The organism is Streptomyces sp. HUAS MG91, from assembly GCF_040529335.1.
Lineage (GTDB): Bacteria > Actinomycetota > Actinomycetes > Streptomycetales > Streptomycetaceae > Streptomyces > Streptomyces tabacisoli.
This window is the reverse complement of record NZ_CP159534.1, coordinates 3,169,735-3,185,395: the sequence shown is the minus strand read 5'-3', so window position 1 is coordinate 3,185,395 and position 15,661 is coordinate 3,169,735. Positions and strand designations below refer to the sequence as shown.

Sequence of the window (15,661 nt, the reverse complement as noted above, 5' to 3'; positions counted from 1 at the left end):
CTCAGTGGCCGAGTACGCCGACGAGCAGGGGGCCCGTCAGGGGGAGCAGGAAGTTGGAGAGGGCGTAGGTGATCGTGTAGCCGAGCAGCGGCACCGACGACTGCGCCACCTGGGTGACGGCGGTGATCGCGGGTGTCGAGCACTGCTGTCCGGCGATGGCGCCGATCAGCAGCGGCTTCTCGATCTTCAGCAGTCGCCGCCCGACGAACAGCGAGATCGTGGCGGGGATCAGCACCATCGCGATCCCGGCGAACGGCAGCAGCGCCCCGTACTCCTTGAGCAGCGGCCAGGCCTGCGGCCCGGACACCAGGCCCGTACAGGCGATGAAGACGGCCAGCCCCATGTCCTTGATCGTGGAGGCGGCCTGCGGCGGGAACGCGCCGAAGGTCTGCGACCGCGAGCGGAACCAGCCGAACAGCAGGCCGGAGACCAGACAGCCGCCGCCCGTGCCGAGCGACAGCGGCACGTCGCCGAACTTGACCACGATCTGCCCGAGCAGCGAACCGGCGGCGATGCCGAGGCCCAGGTAGATGAAGTCGGTGGCGTCGTTCTTGACCACCGAGCCGATCTTGGCGACCAGCTTGTTCAGGCCCGAGCGGGCGCCGACCAGGGTGAGCACGTCACCGCGGTGCAGCACCGTGTCGCCGTTGGCCGGGATGTCGGTGTCGCCGCGGGTCACGTCGGTGACGTAGACGCCGTCCTGGAGGAACTCGGGGTTGGCCCGCTGGAGCTCGTCGACCGTCTTGCCGTCGAGCGCCTTGTCGGTGATGGAGACCTCGCGGCTGGCGAGCGGCGAGTCGAGTCCGGGCACGCCCGGGGTCTCGGGGCCGATCAGCCGGCCGGCCTCGATCACGTTGGCCCGCCGGCCGACCAGGAGCACCAGGTCCGAAAGGGTGAGTTCCAGCTCCGGCGTGACGGTGAGGATCTTGCTGCCGCGCTTGACGTTCTCGATCGTCACCCGCTCGTCGAGATGGTCCTGGAGATCGCTGACCGTGCGGCCGTCGGCGGTCGTCACCAGATAGGTGCGGCCCACCATGCCCGGCAGCGCCGGACGCTCGTCCGCCTCCAGGCTGCCGCTGCTGCGGGTCTTCTCCCACAGCTCGCGGGCGGCGTCGCGCAGGTTGATGCGGAGGATCATCGGCATGATCTGGCTCGTGTAGAGCACGATCGTGATCAGGCCGAAGAGGTAGCAGACCGTGTACGCGGTGGCGACGTTGCCCTGGTACTCGGTGATCTGCGAGGCGGTCAGATTGCTCAGCTTGCCGATGGACTCGGTCGCGGTGCCGACCACGGCGGACTCGGTGGCCGCGCCGGCCAGGATGCCGGAGGCCGTGCCGACGTCCAGGTCGAACCACTTGGCGAGGCCGAAGGCGATGCCGAGGACACAGACCAGCTCGATGCCGCAGAGCACGAAGAAGCGCAGCGACTTCTTGTTCAGGTTCCGGAAGAACTGAGGCCCGGCCATGTAGCCGAGCGCGAAGATGAACAGCGCGAAGAACACGGTCTTCACGTCGTCGGAGACCTGCGCCTTGGTCCAGGCGCCCAGCAGCAGCGAGACGATCAGGGTGCCGCAGATGCCGCCCAGGGTGAGCGGTCCCACGCGCAGCTTCCCGACGAGGTAGCCGAGCGCGAGGCTCACGAACAGGACGAGTTCCGGGTGGTCCTTGAGTACCCCCATGGCGGCTCAGTGGCTCTCGTGGGCGGACATATGTGAGTTATCGGGCATAGCCGAAAAATAAGGGCCGGTACGCCGCTCCGCCACGCGAGTGGCGTTCGGCGTACCGGCCCTTCCCCCCGGCCCGTGGTCAGTCCTGAGCGGGCAGCCCGCCGTTGCGCGCGACCTGTGCGTACCAGGTGGCGCTGGACTTCGGGATGCGCTGCTGCGTCTCGTAGTCGACGTAGACCGCGCCGAACCGCTTGCTGTACCCGTACGCCCATTCGAAGTTGTCGAGCAGCGACCAGAGGAAGTAGCCGCGGACGTCCGCGCCCCGGGCGATCGCGTCGTGCACGGCGCCGAGGTGGGCGTGCAGATAGCGGACCCGCTCCGGGTCGTGCACCGCGCCGTCCACGACGGTGTCCTCGTAGGCGGCGCCGTTCTCCGTCACGTAGAGGGGAACGCCGGGCGCCTGCGCGCTGTAGTCGAGGAGCAGGTCGCTCAGGCCGGTCGGGTCCACCGGCCAGTCCATCGCGGTGACGTCCTCGTTCACGCGGTGGAACTCGATCTCCTCCGAGCCCGGCCACGGCGAGTGGTCGCTGGCGCCGTGGCCGTCGCGCCGGGGGCCGGTCCGACCGGCGCGCGGGGCCGAGACGATGGCGGGCGTGTAGTAGTTCAGGCCGATGAAGTCCAGCGGCTGGTGGATGATCCCGGTGTCCCCGTCCTGCACGAACGACCAGTCCGTGAGGCGCGCGGTGTCGGCGATCAGGTCCTCGGGGTAGGCGCCCTTCAGCAGCGGCCCGGTGAAGACCCGGTTGGCGAGCGCGTCGATCCGGCGCTTGGCGTCCAGGTCGGCCGGGTCGTCGGTCAGCGACCTGACCACGCTCGGGTTCAGGCTGAGGCCGATCTGCGCGCGGCCGGGCAGGACGCCGCGCAGCGCCGACGTGGCCAGACCGTGGCCGAGGTTGAGGTGGTGCGCGGCGCGCAGGGCGGCTGCCCCGTCGGTGCGGCCCGGCGCGTGCACGCCCGAGCCGTAGCCCAGGAAGGCGCTGCACCAGGGCTCGTTCAGGGTCACCCACTGCTCGACCCGGTCGCCGAGCGCCTCGCCGACCAGGGTGGCGTACTCCGCGAACCGGTGGGCGGTGTCCCGCACGGGCCAGCCGCCCGCGTTCTCCAGCTCCTGCGGCAGGTCCCAGTGGTACAGGGTCGCGACGGGCTTGATGCCGTGCGCGAGCAGTTCGTCGACCAGGCCCCGGTAGAAGTCGAGCCCGCGCTGCACGGCGGGCCCGCGCCCGGTCGGCTGCACCCGCGGCCAGGCCACGGAGAAGCGGTACGCGGTCAGGCCCAGGTCCGCCATCAGCCGCACGTCGTCGCGCCAGCGGTGGTAGTGGTCCACGGCGACGTCACCGGTGTCCCCGTTCAGCACCTTGCCCGGGGTGTGGCTGAAGGTGTCCCAGATCGACGGGGTGCGGCCGTCCTCGCGGACGGCGCCCTCGATCTGGTACGAGGCGGTGGCGGAGCCCCACAGGAATCCGGCGGGGAAGCGGGTCACTGCCGTGGGGGCTGTGGTGATGGCGGGCTCAATGTTGTCAGTGGTGGTCATAGGAGCGCTCCCATAAGGGTGGAAGGAGGTCGGAGGGAGGGGCGAGTGCGGGCCGGTGGCCGCTTCTCGCGCACCGGGCCGGCACTCGCCCGCGTCGAGGAACGGGGCAGACGAGAAGGCGAGGCCCGCTACCCCTTCACCGCGCCCTGCATGATGCCGCCCACGATCTGCTTGCCGAACAGCAAGAACGCGATGAGCAGCGGCAACGTGCCCAGAAGCGCGCCGGCCATGATCACGGAGTCGTCGGGGATGTAGCCGGTGCCCAGCGAGTTGAGGGCGACCTGGACCGTCGGGTTCTCCTGGTTCAGGGCGATGATCGGCCACAGGAAGTCGTTCCAGGCCATGACGAAGGTCAGCAGCCCGAGCACGGCCATCGCGGGCCGGGCCGCCGGGAAGACGACGTGCCACACGACCCGCAGGCTGCTCGCACCGTCGACCCGCGCCGCCTCGATCAGCTCGGTCGGCAGCGCCTGCACCAGGTACTGCCGCATGAAGAACGTACCGAAGGCGCTGACCAGGGTCGGCAGGATCACCGTCTGGAGCTGGTTGGACCAGCCCAGGTCGCTCATCCACAGGTAGAGCGGCACGACGGCGAGCTGCGGCGGGATCATCATGGTGCCGATGGTCATCAGCAGCAGCGTCGAGGAGAACCGGAACTTCAGCTTGGCGAAGGCGAATCCGGCGAGCGTGGAGAACACGACCGTACCGATGGTGATGGTCGACGCCACGATCACCGAGTTGAGCATCGCCGTGCCCATGGAGGCCTGTTCCCAGGCCGTCTGCAGGTTCTTGAACAGGTTTCCGCCGAACCAGAACGGCGGCGGCGTCTGCGCGAGCCGGGTGTTGGTGCGCGAGGCCGCGATCGCCGTCCACACCAGCGGCGCGAGGGAGATCACGGCGAACAGCACGAGCACGGCGTACGTGACCGGTCCCGCGTGCAGTTGCTTGCCGGCCCCCATCCCCCGCCGCTTCGGGCCGGGCGGCGCCGGCGCCGGCGCGGGCACCGGCGTCACATCAGTGATGGTGGTCATTGGGTCTTCCTCAGCCGTCGGGTGATCAGCAGGTTGATCGCGGCGATGACCAGCAGGATCAGGAACATCGACCAGGCGATCGCGGAGGCCTTGCCGAGGTTGCCGACGATCCAGCCCTGGTCGTACATGTACAGGCCGAGCGTCTGGTACTGGTGCTCGGACCCGCCCTTGGTGCCGCTGACTCCGCCGAACAGCAGCGGCTCGCCGAACAGTTGGGTCGCGCCGATGGTGGAGACGACCACCGTGAACAGGATGGTCGGTCGCAGCATCGGGATGGTCACGTGACGGAACTGCTTCCACCGGTTCGCGCCGTCCAGCGCCGCCGACTCGTACAGGTCGGCCGGGATCGCCTGCATCGCGGCGAGATAGATCAGCGCGTTGTACCCGGTCCACCGCCAGATGACGATCGACGACACGGCGAACTGCGAACCCCAGTCGGACTCACGCCAGTTGACGGGATCCATGCCGACCAGATCCAGCAGCCAGTTGACCATGCCGGTGTCCGGCGAGAACAGCAGCACGAAGACGAGCGTCGCCGCCGCCACCGAGGTCGCGTACGGGGTGAGCACGACCACGCGCCACACGACCGACCCGCGCAGCCGGTAGTTGAGCATGTGGGCGAGCCAGAGGGCCGCGATCAGCTGCGGCACGGTGGAGATCACGCCGATGCTGAACGTGTTCTTCAGCGCGTTCCAGAAGAAGTCCGACGTGAAGAGGTTCTTGTAGTTGTCCAGGCCCGCCCAGGTCTGGGTGTCGAGCGAGGACAGCTGCACGTTGTGCAGCGAGTACCAGGCGGTGTAGAGCAGCGGCACCAGCGAGAAGGCGCCGAAGATGATGAAGAAGGGGGAGATGAACGCGTACGGGGACGCCTTCATGTCCCAGCGGTACAGCCGGCTGCGCCAGGAGGAGGGCGCCGGCGTCGTACCGCGACCCTGAGCGCCCCGGGCCGGGCCCGGCTCCCCGGTGAGGGAGCCGGGCCCGGCGTCGGCGCTCGACGCGTCGCGCGCGAGTGCCTGTTCGGAGCTGGTCACTGGCCGAGCACGTCCTTGACTTCCTTGGTGGCCGCGTCCCAGCCCTGCGACGGCGACTTGCCCTTCTGCTCCACCTGGAGGATGCCGGTGTCGGTGATCGCGGTGCTGATCGGCTGGTCCTTGACGCCGAAGACCTGGACCGGGATGGTCTTCGCCGAGTCGGAGAAGATCTGGGTGAGCGGAGCGTCCGAGAAGTACTTGGTGGTCTTCGCCTCGGGCTTCAGGCTCGCGTACGCCGACGGCGTGGACGGGAAGCTGGCCTGCTCACCGAAGACCTTGGCCTGCTGCTCCGGGGCCGTCAGCCACTTGGCCAGCGCGATGGCCTCCTTCTGGTGCTTGCTCGCGGTCGGCACGCCGATGAACGAGCCGCCCCAGTTGGCCGCGGTCGGCGCCGCCGCCACGTCCCACTTGCCCTCGCCGGCCGCGCCGGCCTTGGTCTGGATGTAGCCGAGCATCCACGCGGGGCAGGCCACCGTGGCGAAGGTGCCGTTGGCGAAGCCCTGGTCCCAGGGCTTGTCGAACTGCTTCAGCTTGGCCGACATGTCGCTGGTCGCGACCGTCATCGCGGCGTTCCAGGAGTTCTTCACGCCCGAGGACTTGTCCCAGATGACGTTGCCCTCCTTGTCGTAGTAGCGCTCCTTCTCACCACCGAGCGCCGCGTTGTAGACGGAGGAGGCCGAGTCCACGAACTTGGTGCCGCTCGGCGCCTTCTTCATGTACTGCTTGCCCAGGGCGACGTACTTGTCCCAGCTGCCGTTCCAGGACTTGGCGAGCTTGGTGCGGTCGGTCTCCAGACCGGCCTTCTCGAACAGGTCCTTGCGGTAGCAGATGGCCATCGGGCCGACGTCCGTGCCGAGGGCGATCTGCTTGCCGTCCTTGGTGGTGGCCTGGGCGTTCTTCCAGTCCAGCCACTGGGACTTGTCGACCTCCTTGCCGATGTCGACGAACTTGGCGGCCTGGGTCTGCACCGCCTCGGTGATGTTGCCGACCTCGATGGCCTGGATGTCGTCCGTGCCGGAGCCGGCCTGCAGACGGGTGAGCGTCTTGGGCCAGTAGACGTCGGTGCGAGTGGTGACGTTCTCCTTGATCGTGATGTCCTTGTGGAGCTTCATGTACTCGTCGTAGAGCCCGGCCTGCTTGTAACCGAAGGTGCCGAAGGTGCCGACCGTCAGGGTCGTCTTGCCCCCGCCACCGGAGCCACCGCTCGATCCGCTGCCGGAGTCGCCGTCGTCGGCGGCGCATCCGGCAAGCAGTCCTGTCGCCAGGGCGGCGACGACCGCGAAGGTCGTCGCGCGGCGGGACGTACGGGCAGTCGTGCGCATTGCGTCCTCCAAAGTGCTCACTTGCTCATCTGTACTGATCCCGGCCAACTGCCTTGCTGGACCCTTGTGTTCACGTGCGGCTCGGTCGGGGAGCGTGCGGCTTCTGTATGCGTCTACTAGGATGGGAGCGCTCCCATCCGTGATGAGTTGAAGATTCGCGCCTCGGGCGGTGGGTGTCAAGACGTGTGACGGCGACAAGTCGCCGCGGTTATAGGGCTGTTAGATTCCGCCTGAGACTCGGGGAGGGAGAAGCCATGGTGGCTCACGGCACTCACGGCAGGCGTCCGACGCTGGAGGAGGTCGCGGCCCGGGCCGGCGTCGGCCGCGGCACCGTCTCCCGGGTGATCAACGGCTCCCCGCGGGTCAGCGACGCCACCCGCGCCTCGGTCGAGGAGGCCATCGCCGAGCTGGGCTACGTCCCGAACACGGCGGCCCGCGCCCTCGCCGCCAACCGCACCGACTCCATAGCCGTGGTGGTCCCTGAAGCCGAGTCCCGGTTCTTCTCGGAGCCCTACTTCTCCGGCATGGTCGGCGGCGTCGGCATGGCCCTCGCCGAGTCCAACCTGCAGCTTCTGCTCACCTTCGCCCGCGGTGAGCGCGAGCGCGACAAGCTCGCCTCCTACCTCGCGGCCCACCGCGTCGACGGCGTCCTCCTCGTCTCCGTCCACTCCGACGACCCGCTCGCCGACCGGCTCCTCCAGATGGACATCCCCACGGTGATCAGCGGCCCCCGCTCGGCCGACGAGCCGCTGCCCTCGGTCGACACCGACAACTACGCAGGGGCCCGCTCCGCGATCGAGCACCTGGTCTCCCGCGGCCGCCGCTCGATCGCGATCATCACCGGCCCGCTCGACGTGTACGGAGCCCAGCGCCGACTGGTCGGATACGAGGACGAACTGGCCGCCTCCGGACTCGCGTACGACGAGAAAATGGTGGCCTACGGAGACTTCACCGAGGAGGGCGGCCGGCGCTGCATGACTGATCTTCTTGAACGCAGCCCCCGCCTCGACGCGGTCTTCGCCTGCTCCGACCTGATGGCCTCCGGCGCCCGCCAGGTCCTGCGCGAGGCGGGCCGCCGCATCCCCGACGACGTGGCGCTGGTCGGCTTCGACGACTCCATGATCGCCCGCCACCTGGAGCCCGGCCTGACCAGCGTCCGCCAGCCCACCCGCGACATGGGCCGCGCGATGACGGAGCTCCTCCTCGACGAGATAGCCCTGGCGGCAGAGGGCAAACGCTCCTCGTCCCGCCGGGGCGCGGAGCGCCACCTGGTACTACCGACGGAACTGGTGATCCGGGCGTCGTCGTAGGGGGCCCGGCAGTCGTGGGCCTTCTGGTGGCGGGTGCCCGTCATGCCTCCGCGGACACGATGAGGGTCCCGATGTGCCCCGGGGTTGGGGCGTCCACCACCCGAGCCGTGGCGGTGGTGAATCCGGCGCGGAGCAGATGCCGCTCCCACACGGCCGGCTTGTAGCTGTACCGGTAGGTGAACTGGGCCTTCCCGGCAAAGCCGCCCTTGTACATGCCCTGGGGCCCGTAGGCCCCGGGGATGGCGGGCGGTTGGGAGAACACGAACCGCCCGCCCGGGGTGAGGTGTTCGCGGACGAGGGGGAACAGCCGGGACGGGTCGGTGAACCAGGCCGCGCCGAAGATGCTGAAGACGGCGTCGTACGTCCGGGTGTCGTCGCGCAGGACGCCGAGGACCTCGCCGCACACGAACTCTGCGCCGGTGTGCGCCCATTTCTCGGTGGACTTCCGCACCATGACCGGGGACAGGTCGATACCGCGTGCCTCCACGCCGGACAGTGCGAGATGCGCGAGGGCCCGGCCGGTGCCGCAGCCGACCTCCAGGACCGACGCCGGGGCACCAAGGAGCTCGGGACCGGGACCGTGACCGGCGTACTGGGTCCAGCAGAAAGCAGGTTCGGCGTCGTCCTTGAAGGCGGACTCGGCGAAGGTGTTCCAGAGGGCGGTCTCGGCGGCGATGTCGTGGGGAACAGGCACAGAGGGTCCTTGGACGGGTCGACATACGGGTCCCCGCCCTCGCGGCGGGGGAGAGGGCGGGGGTGACTGTAGCGGGTCAGTGACTGTCGGGGGCCTTGTTGTCGCAGGCCGAGCAGACGTCACTCTGGGCCGCATCAGGTACGTGGTGATCACGATCGGCAGCCCGCAGGGCCGGGGAGAGCATGGCCGTGTGATCCCAGGGATGCGGAAACGATCAAGGCCCGGCCTGCTTTCGCAGGTCGGGCCTTGATCATTCAGGGTGAGTGACGGGACTTGAACCCGCGGCCACCTGGACCACAACCAGGTGCTCTACCAACTGAGCTACACCCACCATGTCCGGTCTTTTGTCGTTCTTCCGACCGGCCGAGAAAAAGTGTACAGGGTCCGAAGGGGTGCTCGCGCACCCCTTTTGCCGAAGCCGGGCGGACCCCGTACGAGCGGGCCTGGAAGTGGCTACTCCGCAGGCAGGACGTGCTTCGCCGCGATGGACTTCGCGGTGTCCGAGTCGGGCCCGGGTTGCGGGACGAAGATCGCCTCGCGGTAGTAGCGCAGCTCCGCGATGGATTCGCGGATGTCGGCGAGCGCCCGGTGGTTGCCGTTCTTCTCCGGACTGTTGAAGTACGCCCTCGGGTACCAGCGCCGGGCCAGTTCCTTGACCGAGGACACATCGACGATCCGGTAGTGGAGGTACTCCTCCAGCGTCGGCATGTCCCGCAGCAGGAATCCCCGGTCGGTCCCGACCGAGTTCCCGCAGAGCGGGGCCTTGCCCGCGTCCTTGACGTGTTCACGTACGTACGCCAGGACCTGCTCCTCGGCGTCGGCGAGCGTCGTGCCGCCCGCCAGCTCTTCCAGGAGACCCGAGGCGGTGTGCATCTGCCGCACCACCTCGGGCATCTGTTCCAAGGCCTCGTCCGGGGGGCGGATCACGATGTCCACCCCGTCACCGAGTACGTTCAGCTCCGAGTCGGTGACCAGTGCGGCCACCTCGATGAGCGCGTCGTTCGCCAGCGAGAGTCCGGTCATCTCGCAGTCGATCCACACCATGCGATCGTTCATGGGCCAACCCTACGGGTCAGACCTTCTCGCTGGCAGACGACGGGCATCAGCTCCTGTACGGGTTACTGGGGCGCGGTCCGCGGCCCGGGCAGGCTGGCGCGCCCCGGCGCGAACGCGTCGGACGGCGGTTTGCCGCCCTCCAGGTGTCCGGAGTGCCCCGCGTGTCCGCTGTGCCCCGTCGGCAGCGACGCCGCGTGGGCACCCAGGCCCGACGCGGCCGCGGCCGTGCGCCGGGACTGACTCGGCACGGCACCGGGGCCCGCCGGGTCGCCCGGCAGGGCGGACAGGTCGACCGGCGGCTTGTCCGCCGGCTTGCCGTTCGCCCCCGGGCCGTCGCTCGACTGCGGCCGGCGCGCCCGGTAGGCCGCCCGGTACGCGGCCGGGGACGAGCCCAGCTGCCGCCGGAAGTGGCCGCGCAGTGCCACGGGAGAGCGGAACCCGCAGCGCCCCGCCACCTCGTCCACGGAGTAGTCGGACGTCTCGAGCAGCCGCTGCGCCTGGAGCACCCGCTGCGTGATCAGCCACTGGAGCGGGGCGGACCCCGTCAGCGACCGGAAGCGGCGGTCGAAGGTGCGGCGGCTCATATAGGCACGGGCGGCGAGCGTCTCCACATCGAACTGTTCGTGTAAATGCTCCAGCGCCCAGGCGACGACCTCGGCCAGCGGGTCCGCCCCGATCTCCTCGGGAAGTGACCGGTCGAGATAGCGCTCCTGGCCGCCGCTGCGGCGCGGCGGGACCACCAGACGGCGGGCGAGCGCGCCGGCCGCCTCGTTTCCGTGATCCGTGCGCACGATGTGCAGGCACAGATCGATACCGGCCGCGGTGCCCGCGCTCGTCAGTACGTCGCCGTCGTCCACGAAGAGCTCGCGCGGGTCCACATGGACCGACGGATATCGCTTGGCCAGTGTCGGTGCGTACATCCAGTGCGTGGTCGCCGGTCGGCCATCCAGCAGGCCGGCCGCGGCGAGCACGAAAGCGCCGGTGCACAGGCCGACTATGCGTGCTCCTTCCTCATGGGCGCGACGTATCGCGTCCAGCGCCTCCTCCGGGGGCGGCGAGGTGATCGACCGCCAGGCGGGCACGACGACCGTGCCTGCCCGCGAGATCGCCTCGAGCCCATGAGGCGCTGTGAGTTCGAGCCCTCCGGTGGTCCGCAGGGGTCCCTCTTCACCGGCGCACACGAGCAACCGGTAGCGGGGAACTCCCGCGTCCTGACGGTCGATTCCGAACACGGAGAGCGGTATGGAACTCTCGAAGATGGGTCCGCCGCTGAAGAGCAGCACCGCGACGATCTCGCGTCGCCTGCGCCCTGACAGCTTGCGAGCCGCCGCCTCCGGCGCGGTGGTGGAGTCGTGGCTCATCCTGCTAAGCCCCCCTCGGTGATCGCGGCTCCCTCAATACTCTGACGGGCTGTTCGCTCCTGCACGTTTCCCCTCGGTCCTGCTGAAGTCCCCCGCCGCCAAAAACTCGACCAGTCATGATCGAATCTACTGTGTCTCCGGCTGCCCCTGTGACCAGTTAAAGACCTGGCACATTGTCGACATGGCAACTTGGCGTGAAGCATTCGATCACGAAGCGTTGCACTCACGGGCGTTGCTGGGAAGTGCGCCTCAACTCAGTGGCCGGTCCCCGTAGGGTGCGCGGGGCTTTTGCGGCCCTTTCAGCCCTGGTGGAACGGGGGTTGGAAGCGGTGAGGAGCAAGGAATGCCTGTGCGGCTGAAGTTGGCTGAAAATGTACGGGGTAGCGCGTTGGAACGCCTCAGTCCACCGGCGCACTCTGCCCGGCTCGGTGCCCGCCCCTGTGCGCCCCCTGCCCCGTACGGCCGTGCCTACCACGATGCGCGCAGCATTGTTCAGTGTGCAACCGTGCAGCACCACGTTCGGACTGTCGGAGGAGCAGTCGGCAGGCCGCGGTGACCGCGGCGAGGCCCAGGGCGGCCCCGGCCGCGCCGGCCGCGGAGATGCCGTACCCGACGAGGACGAGCGGCACCAGGACACAGCTGAACGCCGCCCAGCGGACGACGTCGCCCGCCCCGTCGGCCCCTGTGAATGGCTTGTCATGGATGTGCGGAGTCGGCCGTGTGTGCGACTCCGGCGCGCGGGCGGGGGCCGGGATGCTCCGGCGCGAGCCGGCGGTCCGGTGCGCGGTGGACGGTCCGGGCACGTGGTGCTCCTTGGTGCTCCCTGGGTCGTGACGGTCGGGAGTTCAACGCGCGGCGTGCGTCCCGGTCACTCGTTCCGCCCGCCGAGTGGCCCACAAGAGTGCGCAAACCGCCTGTACGGGGCAGCAACCATTGCCATACGGTCGGCGCCTCGTGCATGCTCCCCTGAACGCTGCGGAGCGCACGTACGTACAGGTCCGAGAGCGGGCCGGAGTCTGGGCAGAGGAGGAGTGTCGCCGTACCCTTGGGGGTATGGGGTTGGGAAGATGATTCCCGGACACAGCTCCGCCGATCAGATGTCGTCCCCTCATTTGAGGCCCACGAGGTACACGCCGAGACACTCATGGCCGGTCACGAACTTCCCGAACCCGAAGGCCGCAAACGGCAGGTCGCCGATCCGACGACGACCCCCCGAGCCGCCGAAGAGCCCCGTCACGCCTGTGACCCCGCGTTCAAGCACGGCGTCGTCGTCGGCTTCGACGGCTCGACGTCGAGCGAGCGGGCCCTGGCGTACGCGATCGGCATGGCGCACCGCTCGGGTTCCGGGCTGATCATCGTGCATGTCGCCAACCGGCTGCCCACCACGGTGTGGGCCGGCTGTGAGCCGCCCGTCTTCGTGGACGTGCCCGACCACCGCACCGAGGTGCTCGGCCTGGAGCTCGCCTGCGCGGACTATCTCTCCGAGGTGCCGTGGATCCTCGTCGAGCGCGGTGGCGACATCTGCCACGAGCTGGAGGAGGTCGGCCGGGAGTACTCCGCCGACGCCATCGTCGTGGGCTCGACCCACGGTCTCGTCGGGCGGATCTTCGGCTCCGTCGCGGGGCGGCTCGCGCGGCGCGCGCAGCGGCCCGTCGTTGTCATTCCGTGACCGGGTCCTGTCCCAGGTGAAATGCGGCTGACGGTTCATCAAGTCGGGTGCGGGGAAGCGTCATTGGCCGGTCGGTGAATTTCTGCCGCGTGGCTGAATCTACTCGCGCGTAGAGGTGCTTTGTGCCCTTGTGAAGGGTACATAGCGGTCGCTGGACAACAGCTCAGAGCACCCGCACTTCGTATGAAGGGAGCCCGCTGTGGACAACGACGTCTCCGCGGGAAGCACCGCCTCCTCCGTCTCGACTCTCGGTCAACTCGCGCTCGGACTCACCCTGTTGGCGTTCGGCCTCGGTCACACCGCGGTGATCGACGGTGTCACGGCGGCCAACGCCGTCTCCGTCGCGACGTACGTGGGCGGGGTCGCCCTCTTCGTCGCCGGTCTGCTCGCACTGCGCGAGGACGGCTTCACCGGTACCGCCTTCGCCGGGCTCGGCGCCTTCTGGTTCACCTGGGGCGTCGGGGCCGGGGACGCGGTCTCGGCGAACGCGGCGGGGCTGTTCCTGCTGCTGTTCGCCCTGCTCGCGCTCAGTCTGACGCTCGGGTCCGCGGGGGCCGGGGTGTTCGCGCGGGGCACGTACGGGTTGCTGTTCGTGGCGATGGTGCTGCTGGCCGTCGCCGCGTTCGGTGACACGGCGGGGCTGGCCAAGGTGGGCGGCTGGTTCGCCGTCGCCGGTGGGGCCGTGGCCTGGTACGGGGCGACCGCGGCCATGTCGGGGCTGCCGACCGTGCTGCCCGGGCGGGCTGCTGGTCGGGGGGTGACGGCCGCCGGCTGACAGCCATGTCGGGCCGGGGCAATGGGCGGCCCCGGCCCTCCGGGAACGGGTCCCTTCGCGTCGGGTGGCACGCGGAGGGGCCCGTTCGTGTGCCGAGCGGTCTCGGTGCCGAGTGCTGCCCGGTGGGGGCTGGTCGCGCAGTTCCCCGCGCCCCTGAGGCATGTGCTGACGCGCAGCCTCCCCTTGGCGCCCCTGGGCGAGCGGAGCTCGCTTCCAGGGGCGCGGGGAACTGCGCGAGAAGCGGCCACCGGCCGTCAGCCGACCGACAACCCACGAGGGGCGCGGGGACTGCGCGACCAGCCCCCACCGGAGCGGCAGCGATTACTCCACCGTCACCGACTTCGCCAGGTTGCGCGGCTTGTCGATGTCGCGGCCGAGGGCGAGGGCCGTGTGGTAGGCGAGGAGCTGGAGGGGGATGCCCATCAGGATCGGGTCCAGCTCGTCCTCGTTCTTCGGGACGACGATGGTGTGGTCCGCCTTCTCCTGCTCCTGGTGCGCGACAGCGAGGATGCGGCCGGAGCGGGCCTTGATCTCCTCCATCGCGGCGCGGTTCTTCTCCAGCAGGTCGTCGTCGGGGACGATCGCGACCGTGGGCAGCGCGGGCTCGATCAGGGCGAGGGGGCCGTGCTTCAGCTCGGAGGCGGGGTAGGCCTCGGCGTGGATGTACGAGACCTCCTTGAGCTTCAGGGACGCCTCGCGGGCCACCGGGTAGCCCCGGACGCGGCCGATGAACATCATCGAGCGGGCGTCCGCGTACTGGTCGGCGATCTTCTTGATCTCCGCCTCCTGGGCGAGGATCTCCGTGATCTGGGCGGGCAGCTTGCGCAGGCCCTCGATGATGCGCTTGCCGTCCGCCACGGACAGGTCGCGGATGCGGCCGAGGTGGAGGGCCAGGAGCGCGAAGGCGACCGTCGTGTTCGTGAAGCACTTGGTGGAGACGACGCAGACCTCGGGGCCCGCGTGGACGTAGACACCGGCGTCGGACTCGCGGGCGATCGCCGAGCCGACGACGTTCACGACGCCGAAGACGCGCGCGCCCTTGCGCTTCAGTTCCTGGACGGCGGCCAGGACGTCGTACGTCTCGCCCGACTGGGACACCGCGATGTACAGGGTGTCGGGGTCGACGACCGGGTTGCGGTAGCGGAACTCGGAGGCCGGCTCGGCGTCCGCGGGGATGCGGGCCAGCTCCTCGATCATCTGGGCGCCGATCAGGCCCGCGTGGTACGAGGTGCCGCAGCCGAGGATCTTCACGCGGCGCACGGTGCGGGCCTCGCGGGCGTCCAGGTTGAGGCCGCCGAGGTGCACGGTGGAGAAGCGGTCGTCGATGCGGCCGCGCAGCACGCGGTCCACGGCGTCGGCCTGCTCGGAGATCTCCTTGTGCATGTACGTGTCGTGGCCGCCCATGTCGTAGGAGGCCGCCTCCCACTCCACCGTGGTGGGGGAGGCCGTGGTGCGGGTGCCCTCCGTGGTGTACGTACGGAAGTCGTCGGCCTTCAGAGTCGCCATCTCACCGTCGTCGAGGGTGACGATCTGGCGGGTGTGCGAGACCAGCGCGGCGATGTCCGAGGCGACGAACATCTCCTTGTCGCCGATGCCGAGGACGACCGGCGAGCCGTTGCGGGCCACGACGATGCGGTCCGGGAAGTCGGCGTGCACGACCGCGATGCCGTACGTGCCCTCGATCAGCCGGAGCGCGTCGCGGACCTTGTCCTCCAGGTCCGACTGCTGCGAGCGGGCGATGAGGTGGGTGAGGACCTCGGTGTCCGTCTCGGAGAGGAACTCGACGCCCTCGGCGATCAGCTTCGCGCGCAGCTCGGAGGCGTTGTCGATGATGCCGTTGTGCACGACGGCGACCTTGTTGTCGCCGGACATGTGCGGGTGCGCGTTCTCGTCGGAGGGGGCGCCGTGCGTGGCCCAGCGGGTGTGCGCGATGCCGGTCGTGCCCTTGAAGCGGGCCGGGACCTTGGCCTCCAGGTCCCGGACGCGGCCCTTGGCCTTGACCATCTTCAGACCGGCGGCCTTGGGGCTGGTGATGACGACGCCCGCGGAGTCGTAGCCGCGGTACTCCAGGCGCTGCAGGCCCTCCAGGAGCAGCGGCGCCACGTCACGCTTGCCGATGTAACCGACAATTCCGCACATAAGTTGGTGCAATCCC

General features: G+C 69.4%; 13 protein-coding genes and 1 tRNA gene. 3 read left to right on the top strand and 11 right to left on the bottom strand.

From position 1 onward, the window contains the following. Position 1: 1 nt before the first annotated feature. The 5 genes from aspT to ABII15_RS14480 form a co-directional block, all read right to left on the bottom strand. On the bottom strand, positions 2 to 1,678 hold the full coding sequence (gene aspT, locus ABII15_RS14500; RefSeq protein ID WP_353942740.1) for an aspartate-alanine antiporter: 1,677 nt from the start codon (positions 1,676 to 1,678) through the stop codon (positions 2 to 4). 127 nt (positions 1,679 to 1,805) lie between these two features. Then, positions 1,806 to 3,257, bottom strand: coding sequence for a GH1 family beta-glucosidase (locus ABII15_RS14495; protein WP_353942739.1), 1,452 nt, complete (start codon positions 3,255 to 3,257; stop codon positions 1,806 to 1,808). Between the two features lie 128 nt (positions 3,258 to 3,385). After that, on the bottom strand, positions 3,386 to 4,288 hold the full coding sequence (locus ABII15_RS14490) for a carbohydrate ABC transporter permease (RefSeq protein WP_353942738.1): 903 nt from the start codon (positions 4,286 to 4,288) through the stop codon (positions 3,386 to 3,388). Then, entirely contained in the window at positions 4,285 to 5,319 is a 1,035-nt protein-coding gene (locus ABII15_RS14485) for a sugar ABC transporter permease (RefSeq protein ID WP_353942737.1), read from the bottom strand. Before ABII15_RS14485 ends, ABII15_RS14490 begins: the two co-directional genes overlap by 4 nt. Beyond that, positions 5,316 to 6,641: an ABC transporter substrate-binding protein gene (locus ABII15_RS14480; protein WP_353942736.1), complete on the bottom strand. Its 1,326-nt coding sequence runs from the start codon at positions 6,639 to 6,641 to the stop codon at positions 5,316 to 5,318. Before ABII15_RS14480 ends, ABII15_RS14485 begins: the two co-directional genes overlap by 4 nt. A 254-nt stretch (positions 6,642 to 6,895) precedes the next feature. On the opposite strand from ABII15_RS14480, the gene ABII15_RS14475 reads away from it, so the two are divergent. After that, positions 6,896 to 7,951: a LacI family DNA-binding transcriptional regulator gene (locus ABII15_RS14475; RefSeq protein WP_353942735.1), complete on the top strand. Its 1,056-nt coding sequence runs from the start codon at positions 6,896 to 6,898 to the stop codon at positions 7,949 to 7,951. Between the two features lie 40 nt (positions 7,952 to 7,991). Here the strand turns inward: ABII15_RS14475 and ABII15_RS14470 are convergent, their stop codons facing one another. From ABII15_RS14470 to ABII15_RS14450, 5 genes are all read right to left on the bottom strand, one after another. After that, on the bottom strand, positions 7,992 to 8,645 hold the full coding sequence (locus ABII15_RS14470) for a class I SAM-dependent methyltransferase (protein WP_353942734.1): 654 nt from the start codon (positions 8,643 to 8,645) through the stop codon (positions 7,992 to 7,994). Positions 8,646 to 8,903: 258 nt separating this feature from the next. Next, positions 8,904 to 8,976, bottom strand: a tRNA-His gene (locus tag ABII15_RS14465). A 122-nt stretch (positions 8,977 to 9,098) separates the two neighbouring features. Then, complete coding sequence (gene orn / locus ABII15_RS14460) at positions 9,099 to 9,701, bottom strand: oligoribonuclease (RefSeq protein ID WP_353942733.1); 603 nt, start codon at positions 9,699 to 9,701, stop codon at positions 9,099 to 9,101. 62 nt (positions 9,702 to 9,763) lie between these two features. Beyond that, complete coding sequence (locus ABII15_RS14455; protein ID WP_353942732.1) at positions 9,764 to 11,062, bottom strand: helix-turn-helix domain-containing protein; 1,299 nt, start codon at positions 11,060 to 11,062, stop codon at positions 9,764 to 9,766. Between the two features lie 398 nt (positions 11,063 to 11,460). Continuing rightward, entirely contained in the window at positions 11,461 to 11,766 is a 306-nt protein-coding gene (locus tag ABII15_RS14450) for a hypothetical protein (RefSeq protein WP_353947059.1), read from the bottom strand. A gap of 440 nt (positions 11,767 to 12,206) precedes the next feature. Here ABII15_RS14450 and ABII15_RS14445 point away from each other — a divergent pair, with 440 nt between their 5' ends. Together ABII15_RS14445 and ABII15_RS14440 are read left to right on the top strand one after the other, a co-directional pair. Continuing rightward, on the top strand, positions 12,207 to 12,731 hold the full coding sequence (locus ABII15_RS14445; protein WP_353942731.1) for a universal stress protein: 525 nt from the start codon (positions 12,207 to 12,209) through the stop codon (positions 12,729 to 12,731). 199 nt (positions 12,732 to 12,930) lie between these two features. Beyond that, on the top strand, positions 12,931 to 13,506 hold the full coding sequence (locus ABII15_RS14440; RefSeq protein ID WP_353942730.1) for a GPR1/FUN34/YaaH family transporter: 576 nt from the start codon (positions 12,931 to 12,933) through the stop codon (positions 13,504 to 13,506). 321 nt (positions 13,507 to 13,827) lie between these two features. Here ABII15_RS14440 and glmS read toward each other — a convergent pair whose 3' ends face one another. Continuing rightward, positions 13,828 to 15,645: a glutamine--fructose-6-phosphate transaminase (isomerizing) gene (gene glmS, locus ABII15_RS14435; RefSeq protein ID WP_353942729.1), complete on the bottom strand. Its 1,818-nt coding sequence runs from the start codon at positions 15,643 to 15,645 to the stop codon at positions 13,828 to 13,830. Positions 15,646 to 15,661: the final 16 nt, after the last annotated feature.

What these genes read in the sequence shown, in the direction of transcription:
- ABII15_RS14475 (WP_353942735.1), top strand. Translation starts at nt 6,896, where the DNA reads ATGGTGGCTCACGGCACTCACGGCAGGCGTCCGACGCTGGAGGAGGTC.
- aspT (WP_353942740.1), bottom strand. Translation starts at nt 1,678, where the DNA reads ATGGGGGTACTCAAGGACCACCCGGAACTCGTCCTGTTCGTGAGCCTC.
- glmS (WP_353942729.1), bottom strand. Translation starts at nt 15,645, where the DNA reads ATGTGCGGAATTGTCGGTTACATCGGCAAGCGTGACGTGGCGCCGCTG.
- ABII15_RS14455 (WP_353942732.1), bottom strand. Translation starts at nt 11,062, where the DNA reads ATGAGCCACGACTCCACCACCGCGCCGGAGGCGGCGGCTCGCAAGCTG.
- ABII15_RS14490 (WP_353942738.1), bottom strand. Translation starts at nt 4,288, where the DNA reads ATGACCACCATCACTGATGTGACGCCGGTGCCCGCGCCGGCGCCGGCG.
- ABII15_RS14495 (WP_353942739.1), bottom strand. Translation starts at nt 3,257, where the DNA reads ATGACCACCACTGACAACATTGAGCCCGCCATCACCACAGCCCCCACG.
- orn (WP_353942733.1), bottom strand. Translation starts at nt 9,701, where the DNA reads ATGAACGATCGCATGGTGTGGATCGACTGCGAGATGACCGGACTCTCG.
- ABII15_RS14480 (WP_353942736.1), bottom strand. Translation starts at nt 6,641, where the DNA reads ATGCGCACGACTGCCCGTACGTCCCGCCGCGCGACGACCTTCGCGGTC.
- ABII15_RS14445 (WP_353942731.1), top strand. Translation starts at nt 12,207, where the DNA reads ATGGCCGGTCACGAACTTCCCGAACCCGAAGGCCGCAAACGGCAGGTC.